29 protein-coding genes are annotated in these 24,463 nt (G+C 68.6%); 13 read left to right on the plus strand and 16 right to left on the minus strand.

Annotated features, from left to right (window positions below; all coding sequences use genetic code 11):
- Nucleotides 1-93: 93 nt before the first annotated feature.
- Both F784_RS0117215 and F784_RS0117220 read right to left on the minus strand, forming a co-directional pair.
- Nucleotides 94-723, minus strand: a complete 630-nt coding sequence (locus tag F784_RS0117215) for a phosphoribosylanthranilate isomerase (RefSeq protein ID WP_019587973.1) — start codon at nt 721-723, stop codon at nt 94-96.
- On the minus strand, nt 720-956 hold the full coding sequence (locus tag F784_RS0117220; RefSeq protein ID WP_019587974.1) for a hypothetical protein: 237 nt from the start codon (nt 954-956) through the stop codon (nt 720-722). The genes F784_RS0117215 and F784_RS0117220 overlap by 4 nt, the downstream gene beginning before the upstream one ends.
- A gap of 59 nt (nt 957-1,015) precedes the next feature.
- Between F784_RS0117220 and F784_RS0117225 the strand changes: the two genes are divergently transcribed.
- Both F784_RS0117225 and F784_RS24815 read left to right on the plus strand, forming a co-directional pair.
- Nucleotides 1,016-1,246: a hypothetical protein gene (locus F784_RS0117225; protein WP_019587975.1), complete on the plus strand. Its 231-nt coding sequence runs from the start codon at nt 1,016-1,018 to the stop codon at nt 1,244-1,246.
- 196 nt (nt 1,247-1,442) lie between these two features.
- Nucleotides 1,443-3,689 carry a putative bifunctional diguanylate cyclase/phosphodiesterase gene (locus F784_RS24815; protein ID WP_019587976.1) on the plus strand — a complete coding sequence of 749 codons (2,247 nt, stop codon included), beginning with the start codon at nt 1,443-1,445 and terminating at the stop codon, nt 3,687-3,689.
- Between the two features lie 49 nt (nt 3,690-3,738).
- Here F784_RS24815 and cobT read toward each other — a convergent pair whose 3' ends face one another.
- The 5 genes from cobT to F784_RS27640 form a co-directional block, all read right to left on the minus strand.
- Entirely contained in the window at nt 3,739-4,827 is a 1,089-nt protein-coding gene (cobT, locus tag F784_RS0117235; RefSeq protein ID WP_019587977.1) for a nicotinate-nucleotide--dimethylbenzimidazole phosphoribosyltransferase, read from the minus strand.
- Nucleotides 4,828-4,843: 16 nt separating this feature from the next.
- Nucleotides 4,844-5,368 carry a bifunctional adenosylcobinamide kinase/adenosylcobinamide-phosphate guanylyltransferase gene (gene cobU / locus F784_RS0117240; protein ID WP_019587978.1) on the minus strand — a complete coding sequence of 175 codons (525 nt, stop codon included), beginning with the start codon at nt 5,366-5,368 and terminating at the stop codon, nt 4,844-4,846.
- Nucleotides 5,369-5,441: 73 nt separating this feature from the next.
- Nucleotides 5,442-6,800 (minus strand): cobyrinic acid a,c-diamide synthase CobB, encoded by a 1,359-nt coding sequence (locus F784_RS0117245; RefSeq protein ID WP_019587979.1) that lies wholly within the window; start codon nt 6,798-6,800, stop codon nt 5,442-5,444.
- A 51-nt stretch (nt 6,801-6,851) separates the two neighbouring features.
- A complete protein-coding gene (locus tag F784_RS23680) occupies nt 6,852-7,241 on the minus strand; it encodes a type II toxin-antitoxin system VapC family toxin (RefSeq protein WP_019587980.1) in 390 nt (129 codons plus the stop codon).
- Complete coding sequence (locus F784_RS27640; protein WP_083939266.1) at nt 7,238-7,462, minus strand: type II toxin-antitoxin system Phd/YefM family antitoxin; 225 nt, start codon at nt 7,460-7,462, stop codon at nt 7,238-7,240. Before F784_RS27640 ends, F784_RS23680 begins: the two co-directional genes overlap by 4 nt.
- Nucleotides 7,463-7,836: 374 nt before the next feature.
- Here F784_RS27640 and F784_RS0117260 point away from each other — a divergent pair, with 374 nt between their 5' ends.
- Entirely contained in the window at nt 7,837-9,174 is a 1,338-nt protein-coding gene (locus tag F784_RS0117260; protein ID WP_019587982.1) for an MATE family efflux transporter, read from the plus strand.
- A gap of 7 nt (nt 9,175-9,181) precedes the next feature.
- Here F784_RS0117260 and F784_RS0117265 read toward each other — a convergent pair whose 3' ends face one another.
- The 4 genes from F784_RS0117265 to F784_RS0117280 are packed head-to-tail and all read right to left on the minus strand — an operon-like array spanning nt 9,182 to nt 12,043.
- Complete coding sequence (locus F784_RS0117265) at nt 9,182-10,012, minus strand: exodeoxyribonuclease III (RefSeq protein WP_245557928.1); 831 nt, start codon at nt 10,010-10,012, stop codon at nt 9,182-9,184.
- A 7-nt stretch (nt 10,013-10,019) separates the two neighbouring features.
- A complete protein-coding gene (locus F784_RS0117270; RefSeq protein WP_040383494.1) occupies nt 10,020-10,586 on the minus strand; it encodes a histidine phosphatase family protein in 567 nt (188 codons plus the stop codon).
- Between the two features lie 2 nt (nt 10,587-10,588).
- Nucleotides 10,589-11,326, minus strand: coding sequence for an adenosylcobinamide-GDP ribazoletransferase (locus F784_RS0117275; protein WP_019587985.1), 738 nt, complete (start codon nt 11,324-11,326; stop codon nt 10,589-10,591).
- A gap of 36 nt (nt 11,327-11,362) precedes the next feature.
- On the minus strand, nt 11,363-12,043 hold the full coding sequence (locus F784_RS0117280) for a metal-dependent transcriptional regulator (protein WP_019587986.1): 681 nt from the start codon (nt 12,041-12,043) through the stop codon (nt 11,363-11,365).
- A 461-nt stretch (nt 12,044-12,504) separates the two neighbouring features.
- Between F784_RS0117280 and F784_RS0117285 the strand changes: the two genes are divergently transcribed.
- Both F784_RS0117285 and F784_RS0117290 read left to right on the plus strand, forming a co-directional pair.
- Nucleotides 12,505-13,053: an RNA polymerase sigma factor gene (locus tag F784_RS0117285; protein ID WP_019587987.1), complete on the plus strand. Its 549-nt coding sequence runs from the start codon at nt 12,505-12,507 to the stop codon at nt 13,051-13,053.
- Nucleotides 13,050-13,319, plus strand: coding sequence for a hypothetical protein (locus F784_RS0117290; protein WP_019587988.1), 270 nt, complete (start codon nt 13,050-13,052; stop codon nt 13,317-13,319). The genes F784_RS0117285 and F784_RS0117290 overlap by 4 nt, the downstream gene beginning before the upstream one ends.
- Nucleotides 13,320-13,380: 61 nt before the next feature.
- Here the strand turns inward: F784_RS0117290 and F784_RS0117295 are convergent, their stop codons facing one another.
- The 3 genes from F784_RS0117295 to F784_RS23685 form a co-directional block, all read right to left on the minus strand.
- A complete protein-coding gene (locus F784_RS0117295; RefSeq protein WP_019587989.1) occupies nt 13,381-13,584 on the minus strand; it encodes a hypothetical protein in 204 nt (67 codons plus the stop codon).
- Nucleotides 13,585-13,647: 63 nt separating this feature from the next.
- Nucleotides 13,648-13,947 (minus strand): GNAT family N-acetyltransferase, encoded by a 300-nt coding sequence (locus F784_RS27310; protein WP_245557929.1) that lies wholly within the window; start codon nt 13,945-13,947, stop codon nt 13,648-13,650.
- The gene (locus tag F784_RS23685) at nt 13,878-14,573 is read right to left on the minus strand and encodes a GNAT family N-acetyltransferase (RefSeq protein ID WP_019587990.1); all 696 of its coding nucleotides are present in this window, start codon (nt 14,571-14,573) and stop codon (nt 13,878-13,880) included. Before F784_RS23685 ends, F784_RS27310 begins: the two co-directional genes overlap by 70 nt.
- A 384-nt stretch (nt 14,574-14,957) precedes the next feature.
- Between F784_RS23685 and tkt the strand changes: the two genes are divergently transcribed.
- Together tkt and F784_RS0117310 are read left to right on the plus strand one after the other, a co-directional pair.
- Nucleotides 14,958-16,949 (plus strand): transketolase, encoded by a 1,992-nt coding sequence (gene tkt, locus F784_RS0117305; protein WP_019587991.1) that lies wholly within the window; start codon nt 14,958-14,960, stop codon nt 16,947-16,949.
- 185 nt (nt 16,950-17,134) lie between these two features.
- The gene (locus F784_RS0117310) at nt 17,135-18,040 is read left to right on the plus strand and encodes an SDR family oxidoreductase (protein ID WP_019587992.1); all 906 of its coding nucleotides are present in this window, start codon (nt 17,135-17,137) and stop codon (nt 18,038-18,040) included.
- A gap of 73 nt (nt 18,041-18,113) precedes the next feature.
- Here the strand turns inward: F784_RS0117310 and F784_RS0117315 are convergent, their stop codons facing one another.
- Nucleotides 18,114-18,500, minus strand: coding sequence for a hypothetical protein (locus F784_RS0117315; protein ID WP_019587993.1), 387 nt, complete (start codon nt 18,498-18,500; stop codon nt 18,114-18,116).
- Nucleotides 18,501-18,596: 96 nt separating this feature from the next.
- On the minus strand, nt 18,597-19,652 hold the full coding sequence (gene ahbA, locus F784_RS0117320) for a siroheme decarboxylase subunit alpha (protein WP_019587994.1): 1,056 nt from the start codon (nt 19,650-19,652) through the stop codon (nt 18,597-18,599).
- A 224-nt stretch (nt 19,653-19,876) separates the two neighbouring features.
- On the opposite strand from ahbA, the gene F784_RS0117325 reads away from it, so the two are divergent.
- The 6 genes from F784_RS0117325 to F784_RS0117350 all read left to right on the plus strand — a co-directional run bounded on the left by F784_RS0117325 (nt 19,877) and on the right by F784_RS0117350 (nt 24,369).
- Complete coding sequence (locus F784_RS0117325) at nt 19,877-20,170, plus strand: Lrp/AsnC family transcriptional regulator (protein ID WP_019587995.1); 294 nt, start codon at nt 19,877-19,879, stop codon at nt 20,168-20,170.
- Nucleotides 20,171-20,618: 448 nt separating this feature from the next.
- Entirely contained in the window at nt 20,619-21,083 is a 465-nt protein-coding gene (locus tag F784_RS0117330; RefSeq protein ID WP_019587996.1) for a hypothetical protein, read from the plus strand.
- An 84-nt stretch (nt 21,084-21,167) separates the two neighbouring features.
- Nucleotides 21,168-21,896 carry a guanylate kinase gene (gene gmk / locus F784_RS0117335; protein WP_019587997.1) on the plus strand — a complete coding sequence of 243 codons (729 nt, stop codon included), beginning with the start codon at nt 21,168-21,170 and terminating at the stop codon, nt 21,894-21,896.
- A 14-nt stretch (nt 21,897-21,910) separates the two neighbouring features.
- Nucleotides 21,911-22,447 (plus strand): macro domain-containing protein, encoded by a 537-nt coding sequence (locus F784_RS0117340; protein WP_019587998.1) that lies wholly within the window; start codon nt 21,911-21,913, stop codon nt 22,445-22,447.
- A gap of 386 nt (nt 22,448-22,833) precedes the next feature.
- Nucleotides 22,834-23,865, plus strand: a complete 1,032-nt coding sequence (locus F784_RS0117345; protein ID WP_019587999.1) for a S66 family peptidase — start codon at nt 22,834-22,836, stop codon at nt 23,863-23,865.
- Nucleotides 23,866-23,928: 63 nt separating this feature from the next.
- Nucleotides 23,929-24,369 carry a helix-turn-helix domain-containing protein gene (locus F784_RS0117350; protein WP_019588000.1) on the plus strand — a complete coding sequence of 147 codons (441 nt, stop codon included), beginning with the start codon at nt 23,929-23,931 and terminating at the stop codon, nt 24,367-24,369.
- Nucleotides 24,370-24,463 lie beyond the last annotated feature (94 nt).

The raw sequence follows: 24,463 nt of genomic DNA on the forward strand, positions 1-24,463 counted from the left end.
GCAGGACAGCCCGGGATAAGCGTCCTGAACGATGTTTTTCAGTGTTTATGGAAGCAACGAACGCGACCATAGACTTATCCACAGGTTCGCGTTTCACTGTGGATAAGTCCGCCGCCCCGCTTCCCGCGCTGCCTCAACGAAAGCCCGAACCCGCCCCGGGTTTTTCACGCCCGGCCTGTCCTCCAAGCGGCTCACAGCGTCCACCCCCGCCGGGTGCAGCACCCGGATCGCCTCCGCCACGTTCTCAGGACCCAGACCCCCGGCCAGCCACGCACCGGGCGGAAAGACATCCCGCAGGTCCTCCCAGTCGAGCGGTACTCCACCCCCCGGCTCGGGCGCGTCCACCATCAGGGTCACGGCGGGGTCCTCCAGAACTTCCAGCACGTCCGCCCGCCCCAGGTCAGCGGGGCGCAGAACGCGCAGAACGGGATGATAACGGGCCACCTCCCGCACGTAAAGACTTGACAGCGGGCCGTGGAGCTGCACGGCGCTTACCCGCGCCGCCTCGGCCAAGCGCAGAACCTCGTCCAGCCCCTGGTTCAGGAACACGCCGACCCGTCCCACCGTCGGACCGACCACCAGGCCCGCCTCCCGCGCCATCCCGGACGACACGAGCCGCCGACTGACCGGCGCGAAGATGAAGCCCAGCGCGTCGGCCCCCGCCCCCGCGGAGAGGAGCGCGTCGTGGACGGACGTGGTGCCGCAGACCTTGACGCGGATCAACGTCCGGCCTCCAGGGCCGCCACCCGTTCCTCCAGGTCGCGGACGCGGCGGGTCAGGGCCACCAGCAGCAGCGCGTAGTGGTCGTACAGCTTGGGGCGTTCCAGCCGGGCCTCACCGGACATCCATTCGCCCAGCAGCCGCTCGGCCTCGCGCAGCACCTCCTCGTCGGGCACGTCGCGGAAGTTCCGTTCCCCGAGGATGGTCCGGGCGAAATTGAGTTCGCGGTCGGTCATGGCCGCATTCTGGCGCAGTGTCGGGAGGCTGGGGGTGTACGGTAAACGCTGGAGGCCCCATGAGCAAGCTGCCCGCCCTTCTGCTCAGCGCCCTCCTCATCTGTTCCCCGGCGTCCGGCTCCCCGGTGGCGTGGGAAAGCCACCAGATGCTCTTCTCCAGCGAGCAGGAAAGTGCCTCGGGGTATTCCCTGCGGACCCGGAGTGTCAGCGGACGCCTCGGCATCACCCGGAACGTGACCTACAGCCTGAGCTTCCGGGGCGGACGGGTGAACGCCGGGGCAGAACGCTGACGGCAGGCTGCTTCTCAGGTCAGCTCAACAAAGATGACGTGATGCTGTTGCAGAACGTGGGGCGCGTGGAGTTCCATATCCCCTCGCGGGGCTGCCCCCACCGCTGAGCCAGGCGGGATGGGGAGAGGAACTGAACCTTCCTTCGCCCGACTTTTCCTGCAAGCGGGGTGTAAGAGCCGCTGACCTAACCTGACTCGTGCTGACCGAGGTCCAACGCCAACTCGACCGCCTGGGGCTGAGCGCGGATTCACCCCCCAGCGTCGAGGAGTGGCGCGCCTTTTTGGCAGCTCTGGACACCTCAAGCCCTCCCACGGAAACGCTGGCCTCCTGGCACCACCAGGCCGTCGAGAACTCGCCGGGTCCCCTCTTCGTGATGAACCGGGAAGGCCGGGTGCGGGGCGGGAACCTGGCCTTCCTGACCCTGTTCGGACGCGGCAGCCCCGGGCGGCATTACGAGTCTTTGTGCCCCCCCGCGGAGGCGGCACGGCTGACGGAACTGATCACCCGGGTCTTCGAGGGGGAGGTGCTGGAGGGCATCAGCGTCGAGTTTCACCTCCCGGACGGCACGCCGCGCTTCATGCTCGCGCACCTGTACCCGTCGCGGGGCGGGGACGGCCGAATTGACGGGTGCATCCTCGCCTGCACGGACGTGACGGAGCGGCACCGGAAGGCCGAGGCGCTGGAGGAGCGCTACCGCTCGTACGAGACGATCCTGAACGCGGTGCCCGCTCCGCTGGCGGTGTTCGACCGTCAGCAGCGCTACCTGTTCTGCAACCCCAGCGCCATCGCCAACGACGAGATTCGCGCCTGGGTCATCGGCCGCGATGATTTTGAATACTGCGCCCACCGCGGGTTTTCCCCCACCCTGGCCCAGAAACGCCGCGAGCAGTTCGAGGCGGCAGTGCGGCAGCGGGGGCCGATCTTCTGGGAGGAGCACTTCACCCTGCCGGACGGCAGCGTCCGGCACATGCTGCGCTGCCTGAACCCGGTGTTCTCGGCGGGGGGAGAGCTGGACCTCGCCATCGGGTACGGCCTGGACATCACCGACCGCAAACAGGCCCTGGAGGAGCTGGCGGGGCTCAACCGCGAGCTGGAGACGGTCAACCGCAGGTTGCGACACGACGCCCTGCATGACGCCCTGACTGGGCTGCCCAACCGCACCCTGCTGCGTGACCGGTTAGAGCAGGCGCTCACCCGCGTCCGAGAGACGACCGGACCCAGTTTCGCGGTGCTGTTCCTGGACACCGACCGCTTCAAGATGATCAACGACTCGCTGGGGCATCCGGCGGGGGACGCGCTGCTCGTCGCGCTGGCGGGGCGGCTCCAGGCCGAACTGCGCCCCACCGACACGGTCTCCCGGCTGGGCGGGGACGAGTTCACCCTGCTGCTGGAACCTCTGGAGGAAGCGAGCTACGCCCGGGAGGTCGCGGAGCGCATCGGGGCGGCGCTGCGTCAGCCCTTCGTGGTGCAGGGGCACGAGCTGCTCGTCTCGGCCAGCATCGGGCTGGTGCTCGGCGACCCGGGGTACGAGTCGGCGACGGCGGTGCTGCGCGACGCGGACATCGCCATGTACCGGGCCAAGGCGCGCGGCGGCGCGGGCTACCAGGAATTCACGCCCGAGATGCGCGAGCGGGCCGTGGGCCGCATCAGCCTGGAACGCGACCTGCGCCGGGCCGTTCGTCAGAGAGAACTGCGGGTGCTCTACCAGCCCATCGTGGCGCTGAACTCCAGACGCATGGTGGGGTTCGAGGCGCTCGTGCGCTGGCAGCATCCCGTCCAGGGCCTGCTCCCACCCTCCGCCTTCATCGAGCTGGCCGAGGAGACCGGGCTCATCCTCGACCTCGACCGTTGGGTGCTGCGCGAGGCGTGTGCGCAGATGCTCGCGTGGCGGCGGCCCGGGGAGGTGCCCCTGGGGCTGTGCGTCAACTTCTCGGGGCGGCATTTCGCGGCCCCCGACGTGTACTCCTCGCTGGCCCAGGTGCTGGACGAACTGGGGTTCGAGCCCCGGGCCCTCAAGCTGGAACTCACCGAGGGCGTGCTGCTCCAGCACTCGCAGACGATCGGTGAGACGCTGGCCCGCATCCGGGAGCTGGGCGTGGGGCTGTCCATCGACGACTTCGGCACCGGGTACTCCTCGCTGGGGTACCTGCAGTCCTACCCGGTGGACACCCTCAAGATCGACCGCTCCTTCATCAACCGCATGCTGGGCAGCGAGGAGAGCGCCGAACTCGTGCGGACCATCATCACGATGGCGAAGAACCTGCGGCTGCGGGTGGTCGCCGAGGGGATCGAGTTCCCCGCCCAGCTCGAAAGGCTGCGCGCCCTGGGCTGCGACTACGTGCAGGGGTACCTGCTCTCGCGGCCCCTGTCGGCGGCGGACGTTCCGGCTTACCTGAACCGCGAACGCGCCGCGCGGCCCGGAGAACTCCTGCAACCGGGCTAGCCTGGCGGGTCTGCCACGGGCTTCGAAACAGGGTGGGGCGTGCCCCCTGTCACGCGCCCCCCGGCACCCCCGCCTCCGCGAAGGTCCGCATCTCGCGCAGGGTGGCCGCCGCCGAGAGGAGCAGCGGCGCGGCCAGCACTCCGCCCGTGCCCTCACCCAGGCGCAGCCCCAAGCGGAACATCGGCTTGAGGCCCAGGTGGGCGAGTTGCGGGGCGTGCCCGATCTCGGCGCACTCGCCTGACGGGAACAGGAAGTCCCGGAGGTGCGGCGCGAGGGCCACGCCCACGAGCGCTGCCGAGCCCTCCACGAAGCCGTCGAGAATGACGGCGCGGCGGGACGCGGCGGCCTGGAGCATCATCCCCAGCATCGCCGCGATCTCGAATCCGGCCAGGTCGGTGAGGACGCCGAGGGGGTCGGCGGGGACGCTGCCCGCGCGGCCCAGCCCCTCCCGCACAGCCTGCACCTTGCGTGCCAGCGTCTCGTCATCCACCCCGGTGCCCCGCCCCGTCACTTCCGCAGGGTCCAGGTTCAGCAGCCGGGCGGTGAGGGCGGCGGCAGGCGTGGTGTTCCCGATGCCCATCTCGCCGGGAACCAGCAGGTCGGCGCCCTCCCCGATGGCCCGCCGGGCCAGCGCCGCGCCCGCCAGCACCAGGGCCTCCGTCTCCTCCCGGGTCATGGCGGGCTCGCGGCGCAGGTCACGGGTGCCCCGGCGCACGGCTGCCCGGACCAGCCGGGGATGGTCGGGCAGCTCCGCGTTCACCCCCGCGTCCATCACGTACACCCGCGCCCCCACCATGCGGGCAATGGCGTTCACGGCGGCTCCTCCCGGCCCCGCGCCCGTGTCGGCCAGGAAGTTCGCCACCATCGCGGGCGTGACCTCGGGTGGGTAGGCACTCACGCCCCCGGCCGCGACCCCGTGGTCCCCCGCCGCGACGAGCACCGCCACGCCGCGCGGGTGGGGCTTTTCGGTCCCGAACACGCCCGCCAGCCGCACCGCCAGCTCCTCCAGGTCGCCCAGCGCCCCCGCGGGCTTGGTGAGCTGGGCCTGCCGCTCCCGGGCCGAGCGCATGGCGGCGGGGTCGGCAGGCCCAATGGCAGAGATCAGGGTGGCGAGGTCGGGGTGGAGGGGGTCAGTCATGGGGCTCCTTCGGGGGTCAGGGGTTCGAGGTGGAGGGCTTGAGTTGGAGGGGGAGGCCGCTCACGAGGAGCCACGCCTCGTCACTCACTGCGGCGGCGCGTTGGTTCACCCAGCCGAGGACGTCCCGGTAGCGGCGGGCGAGGGCATTGTCGGGCACGATGCCGAACCCCACCTCATTGGTCACGAGGAGAGTCAGTCCGGGATGGGCACGAGCTGCGGCGAGAAGCTCGTCGGCCCGCGCGAGAATAGCCCCGTCGGGCAGATCCGCCAGCAGCAGATTGCTCACCCACAGGCTCAGGCAGTCGAGGAGGACGGTGGGGGTGGCGGCCTTCCGAAGGGCCCCCGGGACATTCATGGGTTCCTCGACTGTCACCCAGCCCGTCGGGCGGTCCGCGCGGTGGCGGGCGATGCGGGCCCCCATCTCGGCATCGAGGGCCTGTGCCGTGGCGAGGTCCGTCACGCCCCCTCCAGAGCTGGCGGCGCGGCGCTCGGCAAAGGAACTCTTGCCGCTGCGGGCGCCGCCGGTCACGAGGACGAGCACAGCCCACCCCTCATGAGGTCCGAGCCCAAGGCCGTGTGAGTCCGGCCCACCCCGCCCTCTCCAGGCGCATCCGTCACGGGGGCGAGCGGCGGGAACTGGCGTCTTCCCCCCAAGAGCACGCCTCCACCAGCCGCGCGGCCATCTCCTCCGTGGCCCCGTGATGGACGTGCAGGTAGCTGGCGAGGACGTTTCCGTGGGCGTAACCCTCATCGACCCGCGCCCCAGTGTGATCGGTCCAGGTGTAACCGGGATGGGTGGGCGAATGTGTCAGGACACTGTGGTGGAACTCGTGCCCGCGCAAGACCTGGCCTGCCGGGGCGATGGGAGAGTCAGTCAGGGCCGTCGCCTCCCGGTAGCCCAGCGTGAGGCGGGGAGCCATCCGGGTGCGGTAGGGAATGACCCCGCACATCTCGAAGACCTGCCCGCCCGCGTCCTCCAGCGTCTCGGCCAGGTACATCAGGCCGCCGCACTCGCCGATCACGGGACGGCCACGGGCGGCGAAGGTGCAGATGGCCGCCCGCATGGACGTGTTCGCGCTCAGTTCCGCCGCGTGCGCCTCGGGGTAGCCGCCGCCCAGCAGCAAACCCCCCGCGCCGGGCGGCAGGCCCGCGTCCCGCAAGGGGCTGAAGGGGATCAGGTCGGCCCCCGCGTCCCGCAGGGCGTCGAGCGCGTCCGGGTAATAGAAGTGAAACGCCTCGTCATGGGCGTAGGCGAGGACGGCGCGGCGTCCCGGGGAAGGGGTGGGCAGGGGGACGCGGAGCGTGGGGGCTTCCGAGACGTCCAGCAGGGCGTCGAGCTTGAGGTTGGCCGCCGCCCGCAGCACCTCCCCCTCGTTCCAGCTCGCCTGTTCGGCGCTCAGCAGGCCGAGGTGTCGCTCGGGGAGGTGGAGGGTGGGGTCGTGGGTCACGAACCCCAGTGTGGGCAGGCCGATCTGCGAGAGGGCTACCTCGCACAGCGCCGCGTGCCCGGCACCCGCCACCCGGTTGAGGATGACGCCGACCACGTTCAGATCGGGGCCGAAGTCCCGCAGGCCCTGTGCCACCGCCGCGACCGTCCGCGCGCTGCCCGAGGCGTCGATCACGAGCACGACCGGCGCCGCCAACCGCCGCGCGAGGTCCGCGGTCGAGTGTTCGTCGCTCGCCGGGTCACGCCCGTCGTACAGGCCCATGACGCCCTCCAGCACGCTGATATCGGCGTTTGCCGCCGCACGGGCGAACAGCACACGCAGGCGTTCCGGGGCGAGCAGGAACGAGTCGAGGTTGCGGGTGGGCTGACCCGCCGCCCGGGTCAGGTGCGTGGGGTCGAGGTAGTCCGGCCCCAGCTTGAAGGGCGCGACCCGGAGCCCCCGGTGCCGCAGGGCCAGGCACAGCAGGGAGGCGACGGTGGTCTTCCCGCTGCCTGAATGAGGGGCGGCCAGGACGAGGCGCCTCACGTGGGGCCTGCTGTTTCAGAGCGGGGCAGGGTCATGCCCTCGCCCCGGTTCTCAGCGCAGCAGGGGGGCCTGCGGGTAGGCGGTGATGTGCTCGTCGAGCGTGACCAGCCGCAGCCCTTCCTCCAACGCCTGGGCCACCAGCATCCGGTCGAAGGGGTCGCGGTGTGTCCAGTCGAGCCCCCCGGCGCGGACGACATGTGGGGGCGTGATGGTCAGCACCTCGGCCCCCAGCCGCGCGGCGACGCCGGGAAAGTCGCTCAGGAGTGGGGCAGCCTCGGGAAGTTTGCCCGCGTGATACTTGATGGACATTTCCCAGGCATTCACGGCGCTCAATACGGGTTGGTGCTCCGGGTCGAGCAGCCGGGCGCACAGGGGAGGGGGAAGAAGGTCGGGTTTGAGTGTTGCCCACAGCAGAATGTGGGTGTCGAACAGCAGCCTCACTCCCAGTCCGCCAGTTCTTCCTCGGAGAGGGGACGCATCGTCTCCCGGGCGAACTCCTCACTGATCTCCACCTGTCCCGCCAGGAAGCCGAACTCGCGTGGACGGGACGGCGCCAGGGGCACGAGCCGTGCGTAAGGTTTCCCGGCCTTGGCAAGGATGATCTCCTCGCCCTGGTGGGCCCGTTCGACCAGCTTCGAAAGCTGCGTTTTGGCCGCATGGATGTTGACAAGCTCGGGCGTGAACTAAGTTTAGTCCACTCGGCCTGAAGAAACGTGAAGAAGCGTGAGCGCATGGAAACTCCGACGTGCGGTGGAGCGGCAGCAGGAGCGGGCGCACCACAATCCCACCCCGACCGGGGTGGGGCAGAGGTCAAGTTGGCTCGGGATTCGGCCCTCTGACGGCGAGAGGTGCCCCACTGCATTCGGGGTGTCCCAGGATGGCATTCGAGCTCACGGGGTTCTCCCCCGCAGACCGCTGCACGACAGCGCCGGACTCTCACCGGACTTCCCCATTCCCGGGTCCGGCCATGCTAACAGAGACAGCCGCTGGCCCCCGCGCTCAAAAGCCAACGGTTCAGGGTGCTACCGTGCCAGGCGTGTCGGCCCTCCCCTCCACCCCTGCCTCCTCCCCCCGGGGGAATACCCGCGAGCTGCTCACGCTCGCCGGGCCGCTGATGCTCTCGAACCTCGCCTACACTGCGGTCGGCTTTACTGACACCCTGCTGATGGGCCGCCTGGGGGTGGTCGAGGTCGGGGCGGTGGGCTTTGCCAACATCTGCCTGCTCACGCTCGTGCTGCTGTTCCGGGGGAGCCTGAACACCGCCTCGACGTTCGTGGCCCGGGCGCTGGGGGCGGGAGACACCGCCGGAGTGCGCCGCTGGACGAGCGTGTTCCTGGGCTGCGCGCTCGTCGGCGTGCCGCTGGCCCTGGCGGGATCCGCTCTCCTCGACGGCCTGTTCGCCCTGCTGCGGCCCGAGCCCGGCATCACCGCCGTCGCCCGGACCTACGCGCACATCCGGGTGTGGGAAATCCCGGTGCTCCTGATGGGCAGCGCGGCCCTCTCCGTCATGGTGGGGCTGGGCAACACCCGCACGCCCATGCGGCTCGCCTGGCTGGTGGTGGTCGTCAACGCCGCATTGGCCCTGCTGTTCATCTTCGGCTTCGGGTGGGGTGTGGCCGGGGCTGCCTGGGCCGCCGTGATCGCCGTGACCCTTCAGAACGGCTTGGCGCTGCTGCTCCTGGGCCGCCTGCACGGGCCGCGCTTCGGGCCCTTCCGGCTGGCGCGGCCCACCCGGGGGGAGCTGGGAAGCCTCGCGCGGGTCAGTCTGCCCGCGGGCGTCACCGAACTCGCCGACGTGAGCGCCTTTACCGCCTTCCAGGGGGTCCTCTCCCGCCTGGGTCCCACCGAACTGGCCGCGTCGCAGATCGCCCTCCAACTCGCCAGCCTGGGCTTTCTGCCCGCCTTCGCCCTTGCCTCGGCCACGGCAAGCCTCCTTTCGCGGGCCCTGGGCGCGGGCCGTCCCGAGATCGCCACCCGCATCGGCTGGCGGGGCACCGGGCTCGCCGCTGCCTTTATGGGCGTGCTGGGTGTCCTGTTCCTCACGCTGCCCCATCCCCTCATCGGCCTGTTCAACCGCAGCCCCGAGGTGCTCGCCGTGGGCACGAGCGTTCTGGCGGTCATGGCGGCCTACCAGATTCTCGATGGGGTCGCCATCGTCCTCGGCGGGGCGCTGGGTGGGGCGGGTGACACCCGCTTCCGGCTGATCGTGACCCTGACGGGCGCGTGGCTGGTGATGGTGCTGGGCGCCTCCTGGCTGGCCCCGCGCTACGGCGTGACGGGGGCGTGGAGCGCCGCGCTCGTCTTCATCGCCCTGGCTGCGGTCGCGTACATTGTGCGCTTTGCCTCCGGCCGCTGGCGCCGGATTCGGCTCTGAGGGAGCATTAGGACACTGGTCCTGCAAAGGTGGCGATGACGGGCGCGTGGTCCGAGGGCCGCTCGTGCCGCCGGGGCTCCGGGTCCACCGTGCAGGCCCGGCACTCCGCCGCCAGCGCCGACGACACCAGGATGTGATCGATCCTCAGGCCCCAGTTGCGGGGAAAGGCCAGCCGCCCGTAATTCCACCAGCTAAAGACCCGTTCGGGCTGCTCGAACAGCCGGAAGGCGTCGTGCAGGCCCAGGCCCAGCAGGGCGCGGAAGGCTTCCCGCTCGGGCTCACTCACGAGGACCTGGCCCTCCCAGCGTCCCGGGCTGTGGACGTCCCGGTCCTCGGGGGCCACGTTGAAGTCTCCGACTACCGCCAGCCGCTCATGTGCGGCCAGTTCACCGCGCAGCCACTCGCGCACGGCGGCCAGCCACTCCAGCTTGTAGGCGTACTTGGGTGAGCCGACCTCCTGCCCGTTGGGGACGTACAGGCACACCACCCGCACCCCGCCCACCGTCGCCGCGATCACCCGTCGCTGCTCGTCCTCCAGACCGGGCACGCCGACCTGCACCTCCTCCAGCGGCAGGCGGGAGAGGAGCGCGACCCCGTTGTAGGTCTTCTGGCCCGAGAACGCCGCCGAGTATCCCAGCGCCGCGAAATCGGCGGAGGGAAAGCGGTGGTCCTCCAGCTTGGTCTCCTGGAGGGCGAGCACCTCAGGGCCCTGGCTCTCCAGCCACGCGAGAACCTGCGGGAGGCGCACGTTCAGAGAATTGACGTTCCAGGTGGCGAGTTTCACCAGGACCTGCCGGGTGTGGAAAGGGGAGCAGCCCGCATGGGGGGATGATGGCACGGCCTCCTCACCCCGGCGCCGTGAGTCGGGTCAGCCACCAGTCCTCCCCCGCACGGCTGAGGGTGGCGATTCCGCCCGGCCTGACCTCCACCGCACGCAGCCCCACCGTGAGGCGCAGGGCGGCCAGGATCACACCCGCGTGGGTGAAGGCGACGACCTCAGCCGTGTCGGGAAGAGTCTCCAGCCAGCGTCCAATCCGCCCGTGAAAGCCGCGCCCCGTCTCCCCCCCGGGCGGCCCCCTGTCCCCCGCTGGATCGGCCAGACTCTCGATCCAGCCCCGCGGCGCCTCCCCGAACTCCGCCTCCAGTTCCGCCCAGGTGCGCCCCGACATCACGCCGAAGTGCGCTTCCGCCAGATCGGGGACGCGGGTGGCCTGCGGAAACCCGGCGAGCGCGGCGGTCTCCCGGGCACGCAGGCTGGGGGAGGTGAGAGCGAGCGCGTCCGGGGGCAGACGCAGTGAGGCAGCGAGTTCCCGGCCCAGCCCGGAGAGTGGCGCGTCCTCCCCCTCGCGCGGGTAACGCCGCTGGGCATTGGGCAGGGTGGGCGCGTGCCGGACGAGGTGCAGGGTGAGCACGGTCAACGGCCCCAGGCAAAAGCACACAGTGCCAGGAGTTCCCCGGTGACGATGAGCAGGCCGTACACGTCCCCGCTCAGACCACCCCCCAGCCGGGAGGCCGCGAACCGGGCGGCGAGCAGCACGCCAGCGAGGGCGGCGAGCGCGGCGACCCACGCCCCCGGCAGCAACAGGGCGGGCAGGGCGAGGAGCAGCGCCGCACCCCAGCGCCCCTCCCGCGAGCGTGCCCCCAGCGACTCCTCCCGCGCCGCCGGGTAAAGGTTCATGGGGACCAGCACGAGCAGCCGCGCGACCACCGCCGCGACGAGGGGCGCGAAGGCGGGCAGCCCGGCGGCGAGCAGGCTCCAGAGGGTCAGCAGCGCCAGCCCGCCCGTCGCCAGCCCGAAGGCCCCGACATGCACGTCCCGCAGAATCTCCAGCCGCCGCGCCGGGCTCTTCATGGCGAAGAGGGCGTCGGCGCTGTCCACCAGCCCGTCGAAGTGCAACATTCCCGTGACGGCCAACCACACGCCGACCGCAAGCGCCGCACGCACCCCATTCGGCAGAGGCAACGGCAGCAGGAGCGTCAGCGCGACGACCCCGCCCACCGCGTACCCCGCCAGGGGGTAAAAGGCGCTCGCCCGGGCAAAGTCCCCCTCCCGCACCCCCTGAACATGGGGCAGGGGCAGGGTGGTCAGGAAGGTGAGGGCGAGGTGCGCGGCGTCCAGTTGCCGTCGCCAGATGGGGCGGGGGTCGGTCACGCCCCGGATGGTCGCACAGATGGTGGTGCTCCTCGTTTACGGCCCGGCGTGCTCTTCCCCGTGGACCTGCACCTGTGCGGCCACACTCAGCGCCAGCGTGAGGGCCTGTTCCCCCGGCAGGCTGACCGTCAGCGTGCCCAGCGCGGCGTCCACCTGGCGGAGGGTGACGGCCACCCCGGGCGTCAGGCCCGCCGTCACGAGGGCCCGCAGGCCCGCGGCGTCGGTGTCCGGGACGCGGGAAATGGTCGCCCCCTCTCCCGGCGCGAGCTGCGTCAGGCGGCACTCGGCCCGGGCGGGCAACTCCCCCGCGAGCGTCGGGATGGGGTCGCCGTGCGGGTCATGGGTGGGGTCCCCCAGCCAGGCAGCGATCCGCGCCTCCAGCCGCTCGGAAAGGGCGTGTTCCAGCCGCTCGGCCTCCTCGTGGACCTCGTCGAGGGGTACGCCCAGCGCCCGGTGCAGGAAGAGTTCAAGCAGGCGGTGGTGGCGCAGCACCTCCAGCGCCACCCTCTGGCCCTCGGCGGTCAGGCTGGCCCCCTGGTACGGCGCGTGCGCCACCAGCCCCTGCTCGCTGAGCTTGCGGAGCATCCCGGTTGCGCTCGCAGGCACCACGCCCAGCGCGTCGGCCAGCGCCTGCGTGTTCACCTTGCCGTTCTGCCCCAGCAGGTACAGATGCTTGAGGTAGTCCTCGGCAGAGGGGGAAAGCACGCGGGCCGTCATGGGCATATTTTAGGTGGAACGAAAAGAGGACGGGCAAGCAGGAGGTGAGGTGGCCTGTGATGACGGCCGGGGTCGCCGCAAAGTCGCGGGGCGAGTACAGGCTGGTTTGATTCCTGTGCGGTGCCGCTCTGTGAGTCCAGCCCTGCGGACCATCCCCCTTGGGACGCTTGGTGCGAGGTGAAGATGGGCGAGGTGAACTTTTCGTTGTCTGGCACGAGGACGAGCGGCTCAAGCCTTCAAGGGGAGGCCACAGCCTCGGGTGCCTGGCTCCCCTCTCAGGGAGCTGTGAGCAAAGCTGACTGAGGGGTTGACCACGGCCTGCCCTTGCAACACCTCACCCTCAGCGTCTTTTCCCCAGGCTGGCGGGAAGATCCGGCGATGCATCCTCCGTCCCCCCGCCGTCCATCCAGGCCGCCCGGAACTTTTTCCGGACTCCCTCCCTCCTACCCTGTGAGGCAGCCTTGGACGACCTGACGGACGAGCAACTCGTGCCCCTCGCGGCGCACCCCGGGCCGCGACGGGAGGTGGCCTTCGAGGCGCTCGTGCGGCGCCACGCCGGGCGGGTTCACCGGGTGGCGGCGGGGACCGTTGGACCGGGGGCGGCCGACGATGTGGTGCAGGAGGTGTTTATCAGTGTGTACCGACATCTGGGGAGCTTTCGCGCCGAGGCGAAGTTCACGACCTGGCTGCACCGGGTCACCCTGAATGCCTGTCACAAGGCGCTCGCCGCGCGGTCCCACCTGCCGCTGGAGGAGACCCCCGAACCCGCCGCCCCACACAGCCCCGTCCGGGCGGGGGAACAGGCCGACCTGCGCGCCCGCCTCGCCTGGGCCATGCGCCAACTTCCGCCCGAGCAGCGCGACGCGGTGACCCTGCGCGAACTCTCGGGCCTGGACTACGCCGAGATCGCCGAGGTGCTGGGCATCGAGCTGGGCACCGTCAAAAGTCGCATCAACCGGGGACGCGCCGCCCTGAAGGCGCTCCTCACGGGCATCGGAGTCACTCCATGAACGATCACGAACTCGACACCCTCTTCGCGCAGGCCAGGCTGGAGACTCCCGCCGACGCTGGGGCCGCCGAACGTTTCCTCGCCTGGCATCGGTCGGAGGCCGCTCCCGACGTCCCTCTCAGGCCCCACTCCCGCTCCGTGCGTTGGCCGCTGCTTCTCGGCTGTGCCGCCCTGCTCACCGGGGCGTTCGTGCTGCGCCCAGCTCCGACCCTTCCCGCCAGTGCCGCCTATGACGCTTATCAGGCGGCCCTGGGTGACGGCTGGTAGGTCGCCTCCAGCCAAGAGAAAACCCCCGCCGGGCGGGGGCAGAAGGTCCTGTTGGATGAATTCAGGCGGCGAGTTCGGCCTGGATGACTTCGAGCAGGCGGCCACCGGACAATTGCCGGACGATCTGGCCGCGCAGCGCGTTCGCATGGTCTAGGCCCAGCTCCTCAATCAGCCGGACGAAGTCGATTTCCTGGTAGTGACGCTCGGTGTCGGCCTGCGCGTAGAAGAAGTAGGAGACAAGCTCCTCCAACGTCAGTTGGGACATGCCATTAAGGTACTCTTCATTCCTGACAAATACCTTAATCGTTGAACATTTCATGTTGAGGGGTTAGAGCCCTTTCTCCCAGGTTATCCACATCGCCTCCGGGACATAGCCGAGGCGGGTATTCACGCGCAGCATGGGGAGGTTGAGGACCGTGCCGCCCGTTCCCGCGTGTGTATATCCCTCTTCCCGTGCCCAGGCGAGCGCCGACGCCTTGACCAGGGTGGCAAGGCCGCGCGAGCGGTGGGTGGGGTGGGTTACGGTCTGTTCGCTCTCAACTCCCGCGCCCTGGGGAGTCAGCGGGGTCCAGGCGACGATCTCGCCGCGGTAGCGGACGACAAATGTGGCCTCCTCTCGCCGGACCATCTCCCGCAGTTCGGCATGGTCAGTGGATCGGGGGTGGTCGTGGGATTGCGCGGTGCGTCCCGCACGCCCACCCCGTACAGCGCGTGCAGGGCGTCGCAGTCCGCCTCCGGGGCGTCCGGGCTCAACCGCTCGACCTCGTAGCCTTGCAGGCACAGCCGCTTTTCAAGGGGACGGAAGCGCCCGAAGTCGACCCCGCCGAGTTCCAGATGCGCTCCCCACGACTGCCAGGCGTTGCGAAACCCTGCCGCGTGAAAAAAGTCCATCTTCTCCGGCCAGTCCTCGCGTGTCACCCCCAAGAGACGCGTGAAGCCGCCTGGAAGTTGCGACAGGGCCGCCAGATACAACGCCGAGAAAACGGTCCCGTCTCCCGCCAGGTCGAGCCGAAGGGCGTCCGGTGTGGCCGGGCCGAAGGGGCCGAGGTGCAGGGTTGCCACAACCTCGCCCCCACGCTCCGCCACGAGGCGCAGCCGCCGGGATTCGGCCCTCTCGCGGAACTGCTCGGCCGTGTAGGTCCAGTGCCCCCGCACGCCCTCCGTCACGAGCCGCGCAACCACGGGGGCGTCGATGTTCTGAAAGGGGCGCAGGACCAGGGCCGTCTCTGTCGGGGGTGGGGCAAAACCATTCATGCGGCCATGGTGTGGCAGGACGAGGTTGAAACGCGAATGCGAGAGGTACGCCAGATGGCGGAGGAGTGTATATGCGCCCCCTCTCCCCAGTCCCGGCCCTCTATCTATCGCTGCCGCCCCCATACACCCCAACTCATACTCAGGTCACATTCACGTACTGACTTGACAGGATTACGCTCATGCCGTATTATGCTTCTACCGGAATGGAAGTGCCGCAGTGTGCTTGTTCCCCTGACCGGAGGGAGCCGAGTGCCCCCAAAGTTTTCTTCAGACCATGTCCCTGCCTGTTTCCGGTGGGGGCATGTGCCTTTTGGGAGATTTGTCTGGCCCCCGGGTAAAGACAGACCGAACGGGCCACTTTTCCGGGGGGATTACACTGGCCGCATGACCGCGACCCAACAGCAACAGAGCGTGGACCAGCTCAGCGTGAACACCATCCGCACGCTGTCCATCGACGCCGTGCAGCAGGCCAACAGCGGGCACCCCGGCGCGCCGCTGGGAGCTGCGCCGATGGGCTATGTGCTGTGGCAGCACTTTCTGCGCCACAACCCGAAAAATCCCGAATGGGCTGGGCGCGACCGCTTCGTGCTGTCGGCGGGGCACGCCTCCATGCTGATCTACTCGCTGCTGCACCTCACCGGGTACGACATGCCGCTGGAGGACATCAAGCGCTTTCGCCAGTGGGGCAGCAAGACGCCGGGGCACCCCGAGTTCTTCCACACTAAGGGGCTCGACGCGACCACGGGGCCGCTCGGTCAGGGCGCGGCGATGACGGTCGGCATGGCGATGGCCGAGCACCACCTCGCCGCCCGCTACAACCGCGAGGGCTTTCCGATCTTCGACAACTACGTGTATTCCATCCTGGGTGACGGCGACCTCCAGGAGGGCGTGAACCACGAGTCGGCCGCGCTCGCCGGGCACCTGAAGCTCGGCAAGCTGATCTGGCTGCACGACGACAACTCGGTGCAACTCGACACCGCCACCGACAAGACCACGGACGAGGACACCGCCGAGCGTTACCGTGCCTACGGCTGGGAGGTGCTGCGCGTCGAGGACGGCAACAACCTGAACGAGATTGAGGCCGTGATCCGCCAGGCGCGCGAGAACATGGACCAGCCGACCCTGATCCAGGTCCGCACCATCATCGGCTTCGGCAGCCCTCGCGCGGGCACGAGCAAGGCGCACGGCGAGCCGTTGGGGGCCGAGGGCGTGGCGGCGACCAAGGCCGCGCTGGGCTGGGACTACCCGCCCTTCACGGTGCCAGACGAGGTGCGCGCGAACATGGACGCGACCGAGCGGGGCGCGAAGCTGGAGGCCGACTGGCAGGCCATGTTCGACCGTTACCAGGAGGCATACCCCGACCTCGCCGCCGAGGTGATGGCCCTCCTGAAGCGCGAGTTGCCCGAGAACCTGGAGGCTGCCCTGCCCACCTTCGAGTCCGGCGGCAAGGGCGTTGCCACCCGCAACGCGAGCGGCGAGGTCATCAACGCACTGGCGAAAGTCGTGCCCGGCCTGATGGGCGGCAGCGCGGACCTCAGCGGCAGCACGAAGACGACGATCAAGGATGGTGGAGAACTGCTGCCCGGTCACTACGAGGGCCGCAACATCTACTTCGGCGTGCGCGAGTTCGGCATGGCCGCCGCCGGAAACGGTCTGGCGCTGTACGGCGGCCCGCGCCCGCTGGTGGGCACCTTTCTGGTGTTCGCCGATTACCTCAAGCCCGCCTTCCGCCTCTCGGCGCTCCAGATGCAGCCCGTGACCTACGTGCTGACCCACGACTCCATCGGCCTGGGCGAGGACGGCCCCACCCACCAGCCCATCGAGCAGCTCGCCATGCTGCGCGCGGTTCCGAATGCCCGCGTGATCCGCCCCGCCGACGCGAATGAGACCGCCGCCGCGTGGCTGATGGCCCTGGAACACGGCACCGGCCCCACGGCGCTCGCCCTCTCCCGCCAGGACCTCCCCGTGCTGCCCCGCAACATCGAGGGGGTGAAGAAGGGCGCCTACGTCGTCCGAGATGCGGAAAACGCCCAGATCATCCTGATCGCCTCGGGTTCGGAGGTCAGCCTGGCCCTCGACGCCGCTGAAGCGCTGGCTGGGGAGGGGGTCGCCGCCCGCGTCGTCTCGATGCCCTGCATGGAGGTCTTCCGCGAGCAGGACCGGGATTACCGCGACTCGGTCCTCACTCCCGGTGTGAAGCGCGTCGCCGTCGAGGCTGCCGCCAAGCAGCCCTGGTACGAGTGGGTCGGCTTTGACGGCGCCGTGATTGGCATGGAGACCTTCGGCGCCTCCGCCCCCGCGGCGGTGCTGTTCGAGAAGTTCGGCTTCAGCGTGCCGCACGTGGCCGAGGTGGTGCGGAGCGTCCTCGGGAAGTAGCGAAGAGGTGAGGAGAGGGGCCCGCTTTCCGGTTGGAGCGGGCCCCTCCTGCTGCCCCGACATATAAAGGTCGAGTTGGGCCACGCGGAGGGGCGCCTTCACAAGCCGCCGCCCACCTTCACCCCTCCTGAAAGATGTGATCCGGTCGGCCTTACCGTCCAGATCAGGGTGTGACATTGACAACTATGACGAACCCATCCCAGGACCAGGACCAGCCCACCTCTGCCCCCACCGCGAGCTTTCCCCAGAAGGCTCCCGGGCAGACCCAGGAGGACCAGCCGGGCCACGAGTCGCAGATGACGCTGGAGCCCGTCACCATCCGCGACGACTACCGGGGCAGCGGCAAGCTGGAGGGCAAGGTCGCGTTGATCACCGGTGGGGACAGCGGCATCGGCCGCGCCGTCGCCGTGCACTTCGCGCGGGAAGGTGCGGACGTCGCCATCGTGTATCTCGATGAGCACGAGGACGCTCAGGCGACCGTGGGCATGGTGGAGGGCGAGGGCCGCCGCGCGGTTGCCATCGCTGGAGATATCGGTGACCCGCAGTTCGCCCAGCAGGCGGTGCAGCGTACGGTTCAGGAACTCGGGGGACTCGACATTCTGGTGAACAACGCCGCCGAGCAGCACCCGCAGGAGAGCATCACCGCCATCACGCCCGAGCAACTGGAGCGCACCTTCCGCACGAACATCTTCGGCATGTTTTACATCACGCAGGCAGCGCTCCCGCACCTGCAAAAGGGCGCAGCCATCATCAATACGACCAGCGTCACGGCGTACAAGGGCAGCCCGCAACTGCTCGACTACTCCTCCACCAAGGGCGCCATCGTCGCCTTTACCCGCAGCCTCAGCCAGTCCCTCGCCGAGCAGGGCATCCGGGTGAATGCCGTCGCCCCCGGCCCGATCTGGACGCCCCTGATCCCCTCCACGTTCCCACAGGACAAGGTTGAGAGCTTCGGCCAGGACGTGCCCCTGAAGCGCCCCGGCCAGCCCGCCGAGGTCGCGCCCGCCTATGTGTTCCTGGCCTCCGAGGACGGTTCCTTCATGGCCGGACAGGTGTTGCACCCCAACGGCGGCGAGGTGGTGAACGGGTAAGCGAACGTCGCCCACAAGCTCGACAGATGGGACGCCCGGGCCATGGCCCGGGCGTCCCTTTCCAGTTCGGCACTCAATTCCCGATCAGGCAGACCTCAGTCACGTACCGGTCGATGGGATCGAGGTAGGCCGTGATGAAGCGGTCCCCCGAGGAGTAGGTCTTTTTCAGAAAGCCCTGACCATCCCCGGCATCCACGAAGTCCACGTAGGTCTGATTGCTGCTCAGGGGCGCCTGGAAGCCGTTCTGGTTGATGGCCGTCTGCACGATGTCCTTGACGAGGAAGGCGGGCAGGTTCAGCCGGTACGGCCGGTAGAAGGTGGCCTTTTCAGGGGCGTAGACCCGCAGAGCATTGCAGATATTGGTGGCCTTCACCTCGTAGGGCCCCAGGTTCCCCGCCCACGTCTGCGCTGCCCCCAAGGAAACGAGGGTCAGCAGGGCAATAGTCAGAAGTCTTTTCATGTCGTCCTTTCGGGCCAGCCACTTTCAGGGCCATTCAAGAGGATGACCCCGGCGGGGCCCAGGGTCAGAGATTTGCCCAATTTCGGAGGGTACTCTTCAGGAATTCGCACCAAGATGGGTTTCTTCCCACTCGTAGAACTCCGGCTTGTAGAACTCCAGCCGCACCTTCTTGTATTCCTTCGTCGAGTACAGGATGGCGTGGTCCACGCCCTGGGCGACCTCGCGCTCGATGGCGTCGATCTTGCCGAACGCCTCTTCCTTGGAACGGCCATGGACCATCGTGAAGATGGTGTAGGGCCACTCGGGGTAGGTGGGGCGCAGGTAGCAGTGCGAGACGGCCTTGAACTCGGCCATCCGGCGGCCCACCTCGGCGACCCGGTCCTGGGGCACGGCCCAGACGCCCATCGCGTTGAAGGTAAAGCCCGCCTTCTGGTGACGGAATACGGCAGAGACGCGGCGAAGGGCTCCCGCCTCCTTCATCCTCTGGGCGTGGGCGGCCACCTCGTCGATGCTCAGGCCCAGGGCGGCGCAGGCGTCCGCGTAGGGCTCCTCAGCGACCGGCAGATCCTTCTGGAACTCCACCACGAAGGCGCGGTCGAGGTCCGAGACCTGATAGCCGATGTTGCGGTCGGCATTCGTGTACTGGGGCTTGGCCTTGGCGTTCCAGTCCTCCTGGCCGCTCATGTCGAACTCCACGCCGATCTTGAAGAGGTGCAGGGTGGGCATCAGCCGCGTCACCTTCGCCCCGCTCAGTTCGTGAAGCTTCTGCACGTGCGCTTCCAGGTCGCTCTCGGGCGGCACGGCGATGGTGTACCAGAGGTTGAAGCTGTGGTTGCGCTTGTAATTATGGCTGACCCCGGGGTGCCCGTTCACGACCTCTGCCCCCGCGTCAAGCCCGTCCTCGTCGTACACGGCGGCGACTAGGCTGGACTTGTAGCCGAGGGTGCGGGTGTCGAAGATGGCGCTGACCTGCCGCAGCACGCCCTCTTCCTTCACCTCGCGCAGGATGTCCAGGGCCTGAGCCTCGGTTAGCCCGACCTCCTCGGCCAGGACGCGGTAGGGGCGCCGCACGATGGGGATGTCGCGTTGGATGCGGTTCAGGAGTTGCTCACGCGGCGTCACCTGCGTGGGTGTGGGAGCGGGGGCGGTCATGCCCTCACCATACGCCCGCCCCAGGCGGCAGAACGTCCCCGAACGAACGGTCAGGGGAAGCGATCAGCCGTCAGTGTTCAGGGCTGCCTCGGGGGATTATCTTTCCGCTCCCGCCACAACTCCGGGGTGAGGTACTACGCGAGTCCTGAATCACCAAGAACCTCCCCGGAACTTCAAGCCCGCTGCTGATAGCTCTTCCCAGTTTGAGGAGCCACAATGCACCCATGGTCACCGCAATCGTGATGGTACAGGCAGAGAGGCAGCGTATTCAGGAGACGGCGGAGGCGCTGGCGGGCGTGCCCAGTGTGCGCGAGGTCTACAGCGTGACGGGTGAGTGGGACATAGTGGCCGTGCTGCGGCTGACCCGCTACGAGGACCTGGACGACGTGGTGACCGGGCATCTGCGGAAGGTCGAGGGCATCGTGCGGACCCAGACCATGCTCGCCTTTCGCACCTACAGCGAGTCCCTGCTCGATCAGGGCTTCGGCGTCGGCCTGGACGAAAGTCAGCCGTCCTGAAGGAAGCGGAAAGTATAGGGTGTCTTGCCCTCCCACGCCCTGTTTCTCGATCTTCTGCCACGTGGCTGTTCCCGAGACCTTTCAGCCATGAATGGTTAAGTGGCGGGTGGGAGCAAGTGAGGTCATCTCCGAGGACGGAATTACCCTCGCCCCTTTCGGGAGAGGGTCGGCGCCTAGCTCCGGGAAGAGGGACTAAGCAGCCGGGATGACCTATGCTTCACCCACGAACTTCTCAACGCCACGGCACCCCCACACGTTGGTCCAAAGGGAAGGGTTTAGAGGGGCCAAGCCGCCTTTAAAGGCTTCATGCGAAGGTTGAGACACGTGCCAGGCGGCATGTCGGAATTACCATACCAGGGCCACAAGCTTGAGATCGTCTCCATTGACATGTGATGTGCTTTACAAGCTGATGGAAAAGGACTCATACTGATGCACCGGAGGAACACACATGGCTTACAAAAAACTCAGTGAACAGCTTCAGGAACTTGACAACCCCCAGCGCAGTGACGCATTTGTCAAAGCGTTCCGTGAGGCAGTGCGTAAGGGCGAGATCGAGGCGACATACGTGCCCGAACGCTTTACCCTGCCCAAGGAGTTCAGCCGCCGCGGCGCGGAGGGAACCTATCAGCGGGACTCGCGCGAGATGGTGTTTGAAGTGACGCCTGCTTTCGAGAAGTGGTTCGACCAGACCAATGCCGAACTCACTGCCACCGCGCGCAGCCGGGGCGGCCAGCCCAAGGCCACCGCTGAGAATATCGAGGCGGGGCTGGTGGACTTCAGGGCGCTGGCGGAAGAGACCCGCAAGAAGATGCAGGCCAGCTTTGAGAAGGGCCAAGCGCTGGGCAAGAGCCGCAGCCAGGGCGGTGGCGGCAAGAAAAGCAGCGGCAGCCGCGGCCGGGTCAAGGGCAAGTAACCCACCGGGCCGGGGGCGGGGCAGGGGAAGGCAAAGGTGTCCCCCTGCCCCGCCCCCTTGCCCGCGGACCGTATGCTGTCACGAATGATGGTCGCCGTGCCTGAACCCGATCCCAAGACGAATTCTGCTCCCCGCACGCGCCGCCGGGGCCTCCTGATCGTGATGACGGGGGCCTCGGGCGTCGGCAAGGGCACCCTGCGCGAGCGGTGGCTCTCCGGGCAGGACGTGTTCTACTCGACCTCGTGGACCACCCGCGAGGCCCGGCCCGGCGAGCGCGACGGTGTGGACTACGTGTTCGTGACGCCAGAGGTCTTTCTGGAAAAGGTCGCCCAGAACGGCTTTCTGGAACACGCCCAGTTCGTCGGCAATCACTACGGCACGCCCATTGAACCCATCGAGGCCGCCCTCGCCCGTGGGCAGGACGTGGTGCTGGAGATCGAGGTGGAGGGCGCGATGCAGGTCAAGGACCGCATAGGCGAGGAGGCGGTGCTGGTGTTCATCATGCCGCCCAGCCTGACCGAGCTGCGCCGACGCCTGACGGGGCGCGCCACCGAGACCCCCGAGCGCATCGAGAAACGGCTCGCCCGTGCCCGGGACGAGATCATGCAGGCCCACGCCTTTCGCTACGTGGTCGTGAACGACGACCTGGACCGTGCCGTGCGTGAATTGCAGGCCGTCCAGCGGGCCGAGCACGCCCGCCAGCATCCCGAGGACGAGTGGACTGACGAGGACCGCGCCGCCATCCACCTGGCCGAGACCGTGCGGAGCACCGCTCTCACGCAGGAGGACCTGCGGCGCGTGGTCGAGAGCTAGCGGTACGCTGCCCCATGCCACTTGAACTTGTTCAGGGAGACATCGGACAGGAGCAGACCTGCGCGGTCGTGACGGCCGCGAACAAGGAACTGGCCGGGGGCGGCGGGGTGGACGGCGTCATTCACCACGCCGCGGGACCGGAACTGCTGCGCGCCATCCGGGCCGTCGGGGGCACGCCGACGGGCACGGCGGTGGTCACCCCCGCCTTCCGGCTGGAGGCCCAGGGCGTCCGCTTCGTGATTCACGCGGTCGGCCCGATCTGGCGTGGCGGCAGGCACGGTGAGGCCGAGCTGTTGGCTGGGGCCTACCGCGAGAGCCTGCGGCTGGCCGTCGAGCAGGGGTGCGATTCGGTCGCCTTCCCCGCGATCAGCACCGGGGTGTACGGCTACCCCCTCGCGGAGGCGGCGGAGGTCGCCCTGCAAACCATTCGCGCTTTCCTGGCAGACCACCCCGACCTCACCGTCCGCGTCGTGCTGCACGGCTCGGGACCGCTGAGTATCTTCCAAAGGACGTTGGAGCGGCTGGAAAAGGAGAAGTCCCGAACGTCATAAAGGGCTATCTCCGACATCTGGCCGGATCGGGCACCTTCTTGAAGGCTTCATGGGGTGGAGGATTGCTCGTGGCTTGCGTCCACTCGAACAGGCTCCTATCCCGATAAGGCCAACTCGCTTGTGGCTGTTCTGACCCTTCCCCCTCGTGAGCTTGGCGCAGCCAGGGGTGAGGGGGTGCCCACCCGGCGACCTCAGCCCATCAGGTCAGGCTATAGAGATCGCACGAAGTGGAGATCAAAGCCTGAGACCGGGCTGCATAATTTGACTTCCGCTGCATCCCACGCTATCCTTTCTTTATCACCGCCCGGAAAGGCGGCTTTTTTTGTGTCTCAGGCTTTAGGCCACCCGGCCCATATCTCGCCCCCGGCCCTCCGGTAGCCTGCCGTATGGCGCCCCACTTCGTCCGTCCACCCCGTCTCCTGCCCGGTTCGCGTGTGGCGGCCCTCAGCCTGTCGAGCGGCTTCGTGGCGGAGGTGACGGGCCGTTACCACGCCGGGGTCCGGCAGGTCGCCGGGGCGTTCGGCTGGGAGGTCATGCCCGCCCCAAACGCCCTGCGCGGTTCTGAATATCTGGACCGGAACCCGCAGGCCCGTGCCGACGACCTGCACTGGGCGCTGGGGAACCCAGAGATTCACGGCATGGTGAGCATCATCGGTGGGGACGACAGCGTGCGGCTGCTGCCCTTCCTCGACCTGGGGCTCATCCGCGCCCATCCCAAGGTGTTTCTGGGCTTCAGCGACTCCACGGTCACCCTGAGTCAGTTCCTGCGCGCGGGCGTGATGGCCTATCACGGGCCTGCCCTGCTCACCGACCTCGCCGAGAACGGCGGGATTCACCGCTTTGTGGCCGAGGGGGTGCGGCGGGCGGTAGTGGACGAGCCGCGCCCCTTCGACCTGCGGCCTGCCCCCGAGTGGACTGAGTTCCGGCAGGACTGGGCCGACGAGACGCTCCAGGAGTTCCGCCGCCCCTTCCAGCGCGGGGACGGCTGGGTGTGGCTCCAGGGGGAGGCGGCTGCCGAGGGGCACCTGATGGGCGGCTGCCTGGAGGTGCTCGACATGTTGAACGGCACCCCCGGCTGGCCCAGCCCTGGCGTGTGGGACGGCGCCGTGCTCGCATTGGAAACGAGCGAGGACGTGCCGCCGCCCGCGCAGGTGGGGTACTGGTTGCGGAACTACGCGGCCCAGGGCATCCTTCCGCGCGCCGCCGGTCTCCTCCTGGCCCGGCCCCGCGGGTACACGCCCGAGATGGTGGAAAGCCTCTATACCTGGGTGCGGCGCGTGCTGGCCGAGTGCGGGCGCCCGGAGATGCCGGTGGTCGCCAACGTGGACTTCGGGCACACCAGCCCGCAGCTCACACTGCCGCTGGGGGGTCAGGCCCGGCTCGACCCCGTCACCCGGCGGGTAATGGTGACCCCCTAATGGGCTGTCAGGAAAGGTGTGTCAGGGGCTACCTCCGGGAGCTGGGCGGTTCTACTGTGGGGTATGAAGTACCTCGTGCAGTTGAAGGACGAGGAACGGACGCAGCTCCAGGCGCTCCTCAAGGTGGGCAGTGCCCCCACCCGCAGACTCACCCATGCCCGCATCCTCCTCAAAGCGGATCGGCAGGGAGCCGGACTGTACGACAAACTCATCGCCCAGGCCCTGGACGTCAACCCTCGAACGGTCCTACGTGTGCGACAACGCTACGTGCTGGAGGGTCTGGAAGCTGCACTCGATCACCTGCGACCCCAACGCTTCAAACCGAAGAAACTCGACGAGCGCACCGAAGCGCACCTCATCGCGCTGGCGTGCAGTGCGGTGCCCGAGTCCCTCAGGCACAAGACCTGGACCTTGCGCCTCCTGGCCGACCAAATGGTCGAACTCGGTCACGTGGACGCCATCTCCCATGAAACGGTGCGGCTATACCTCAAAAAAACATCCTGAAACCGCACCTGCACGAACAATGGGTCATTCCGCCTGAGCACAACGGCGCCTTCGTCGCTGCGATGGAGGACGTCCTGGACCTGTACGCCCGCAA

This window comes from Deinococcus apachensis DSM 19763 (genome assembly GCF_000381345.1).
Taxonomy (GTDB): Bacteria; Deinococcota; Deinococci; order Deinococcales; family Deinococcaceae; genus Deinococcus; species Deinococcus apachensis.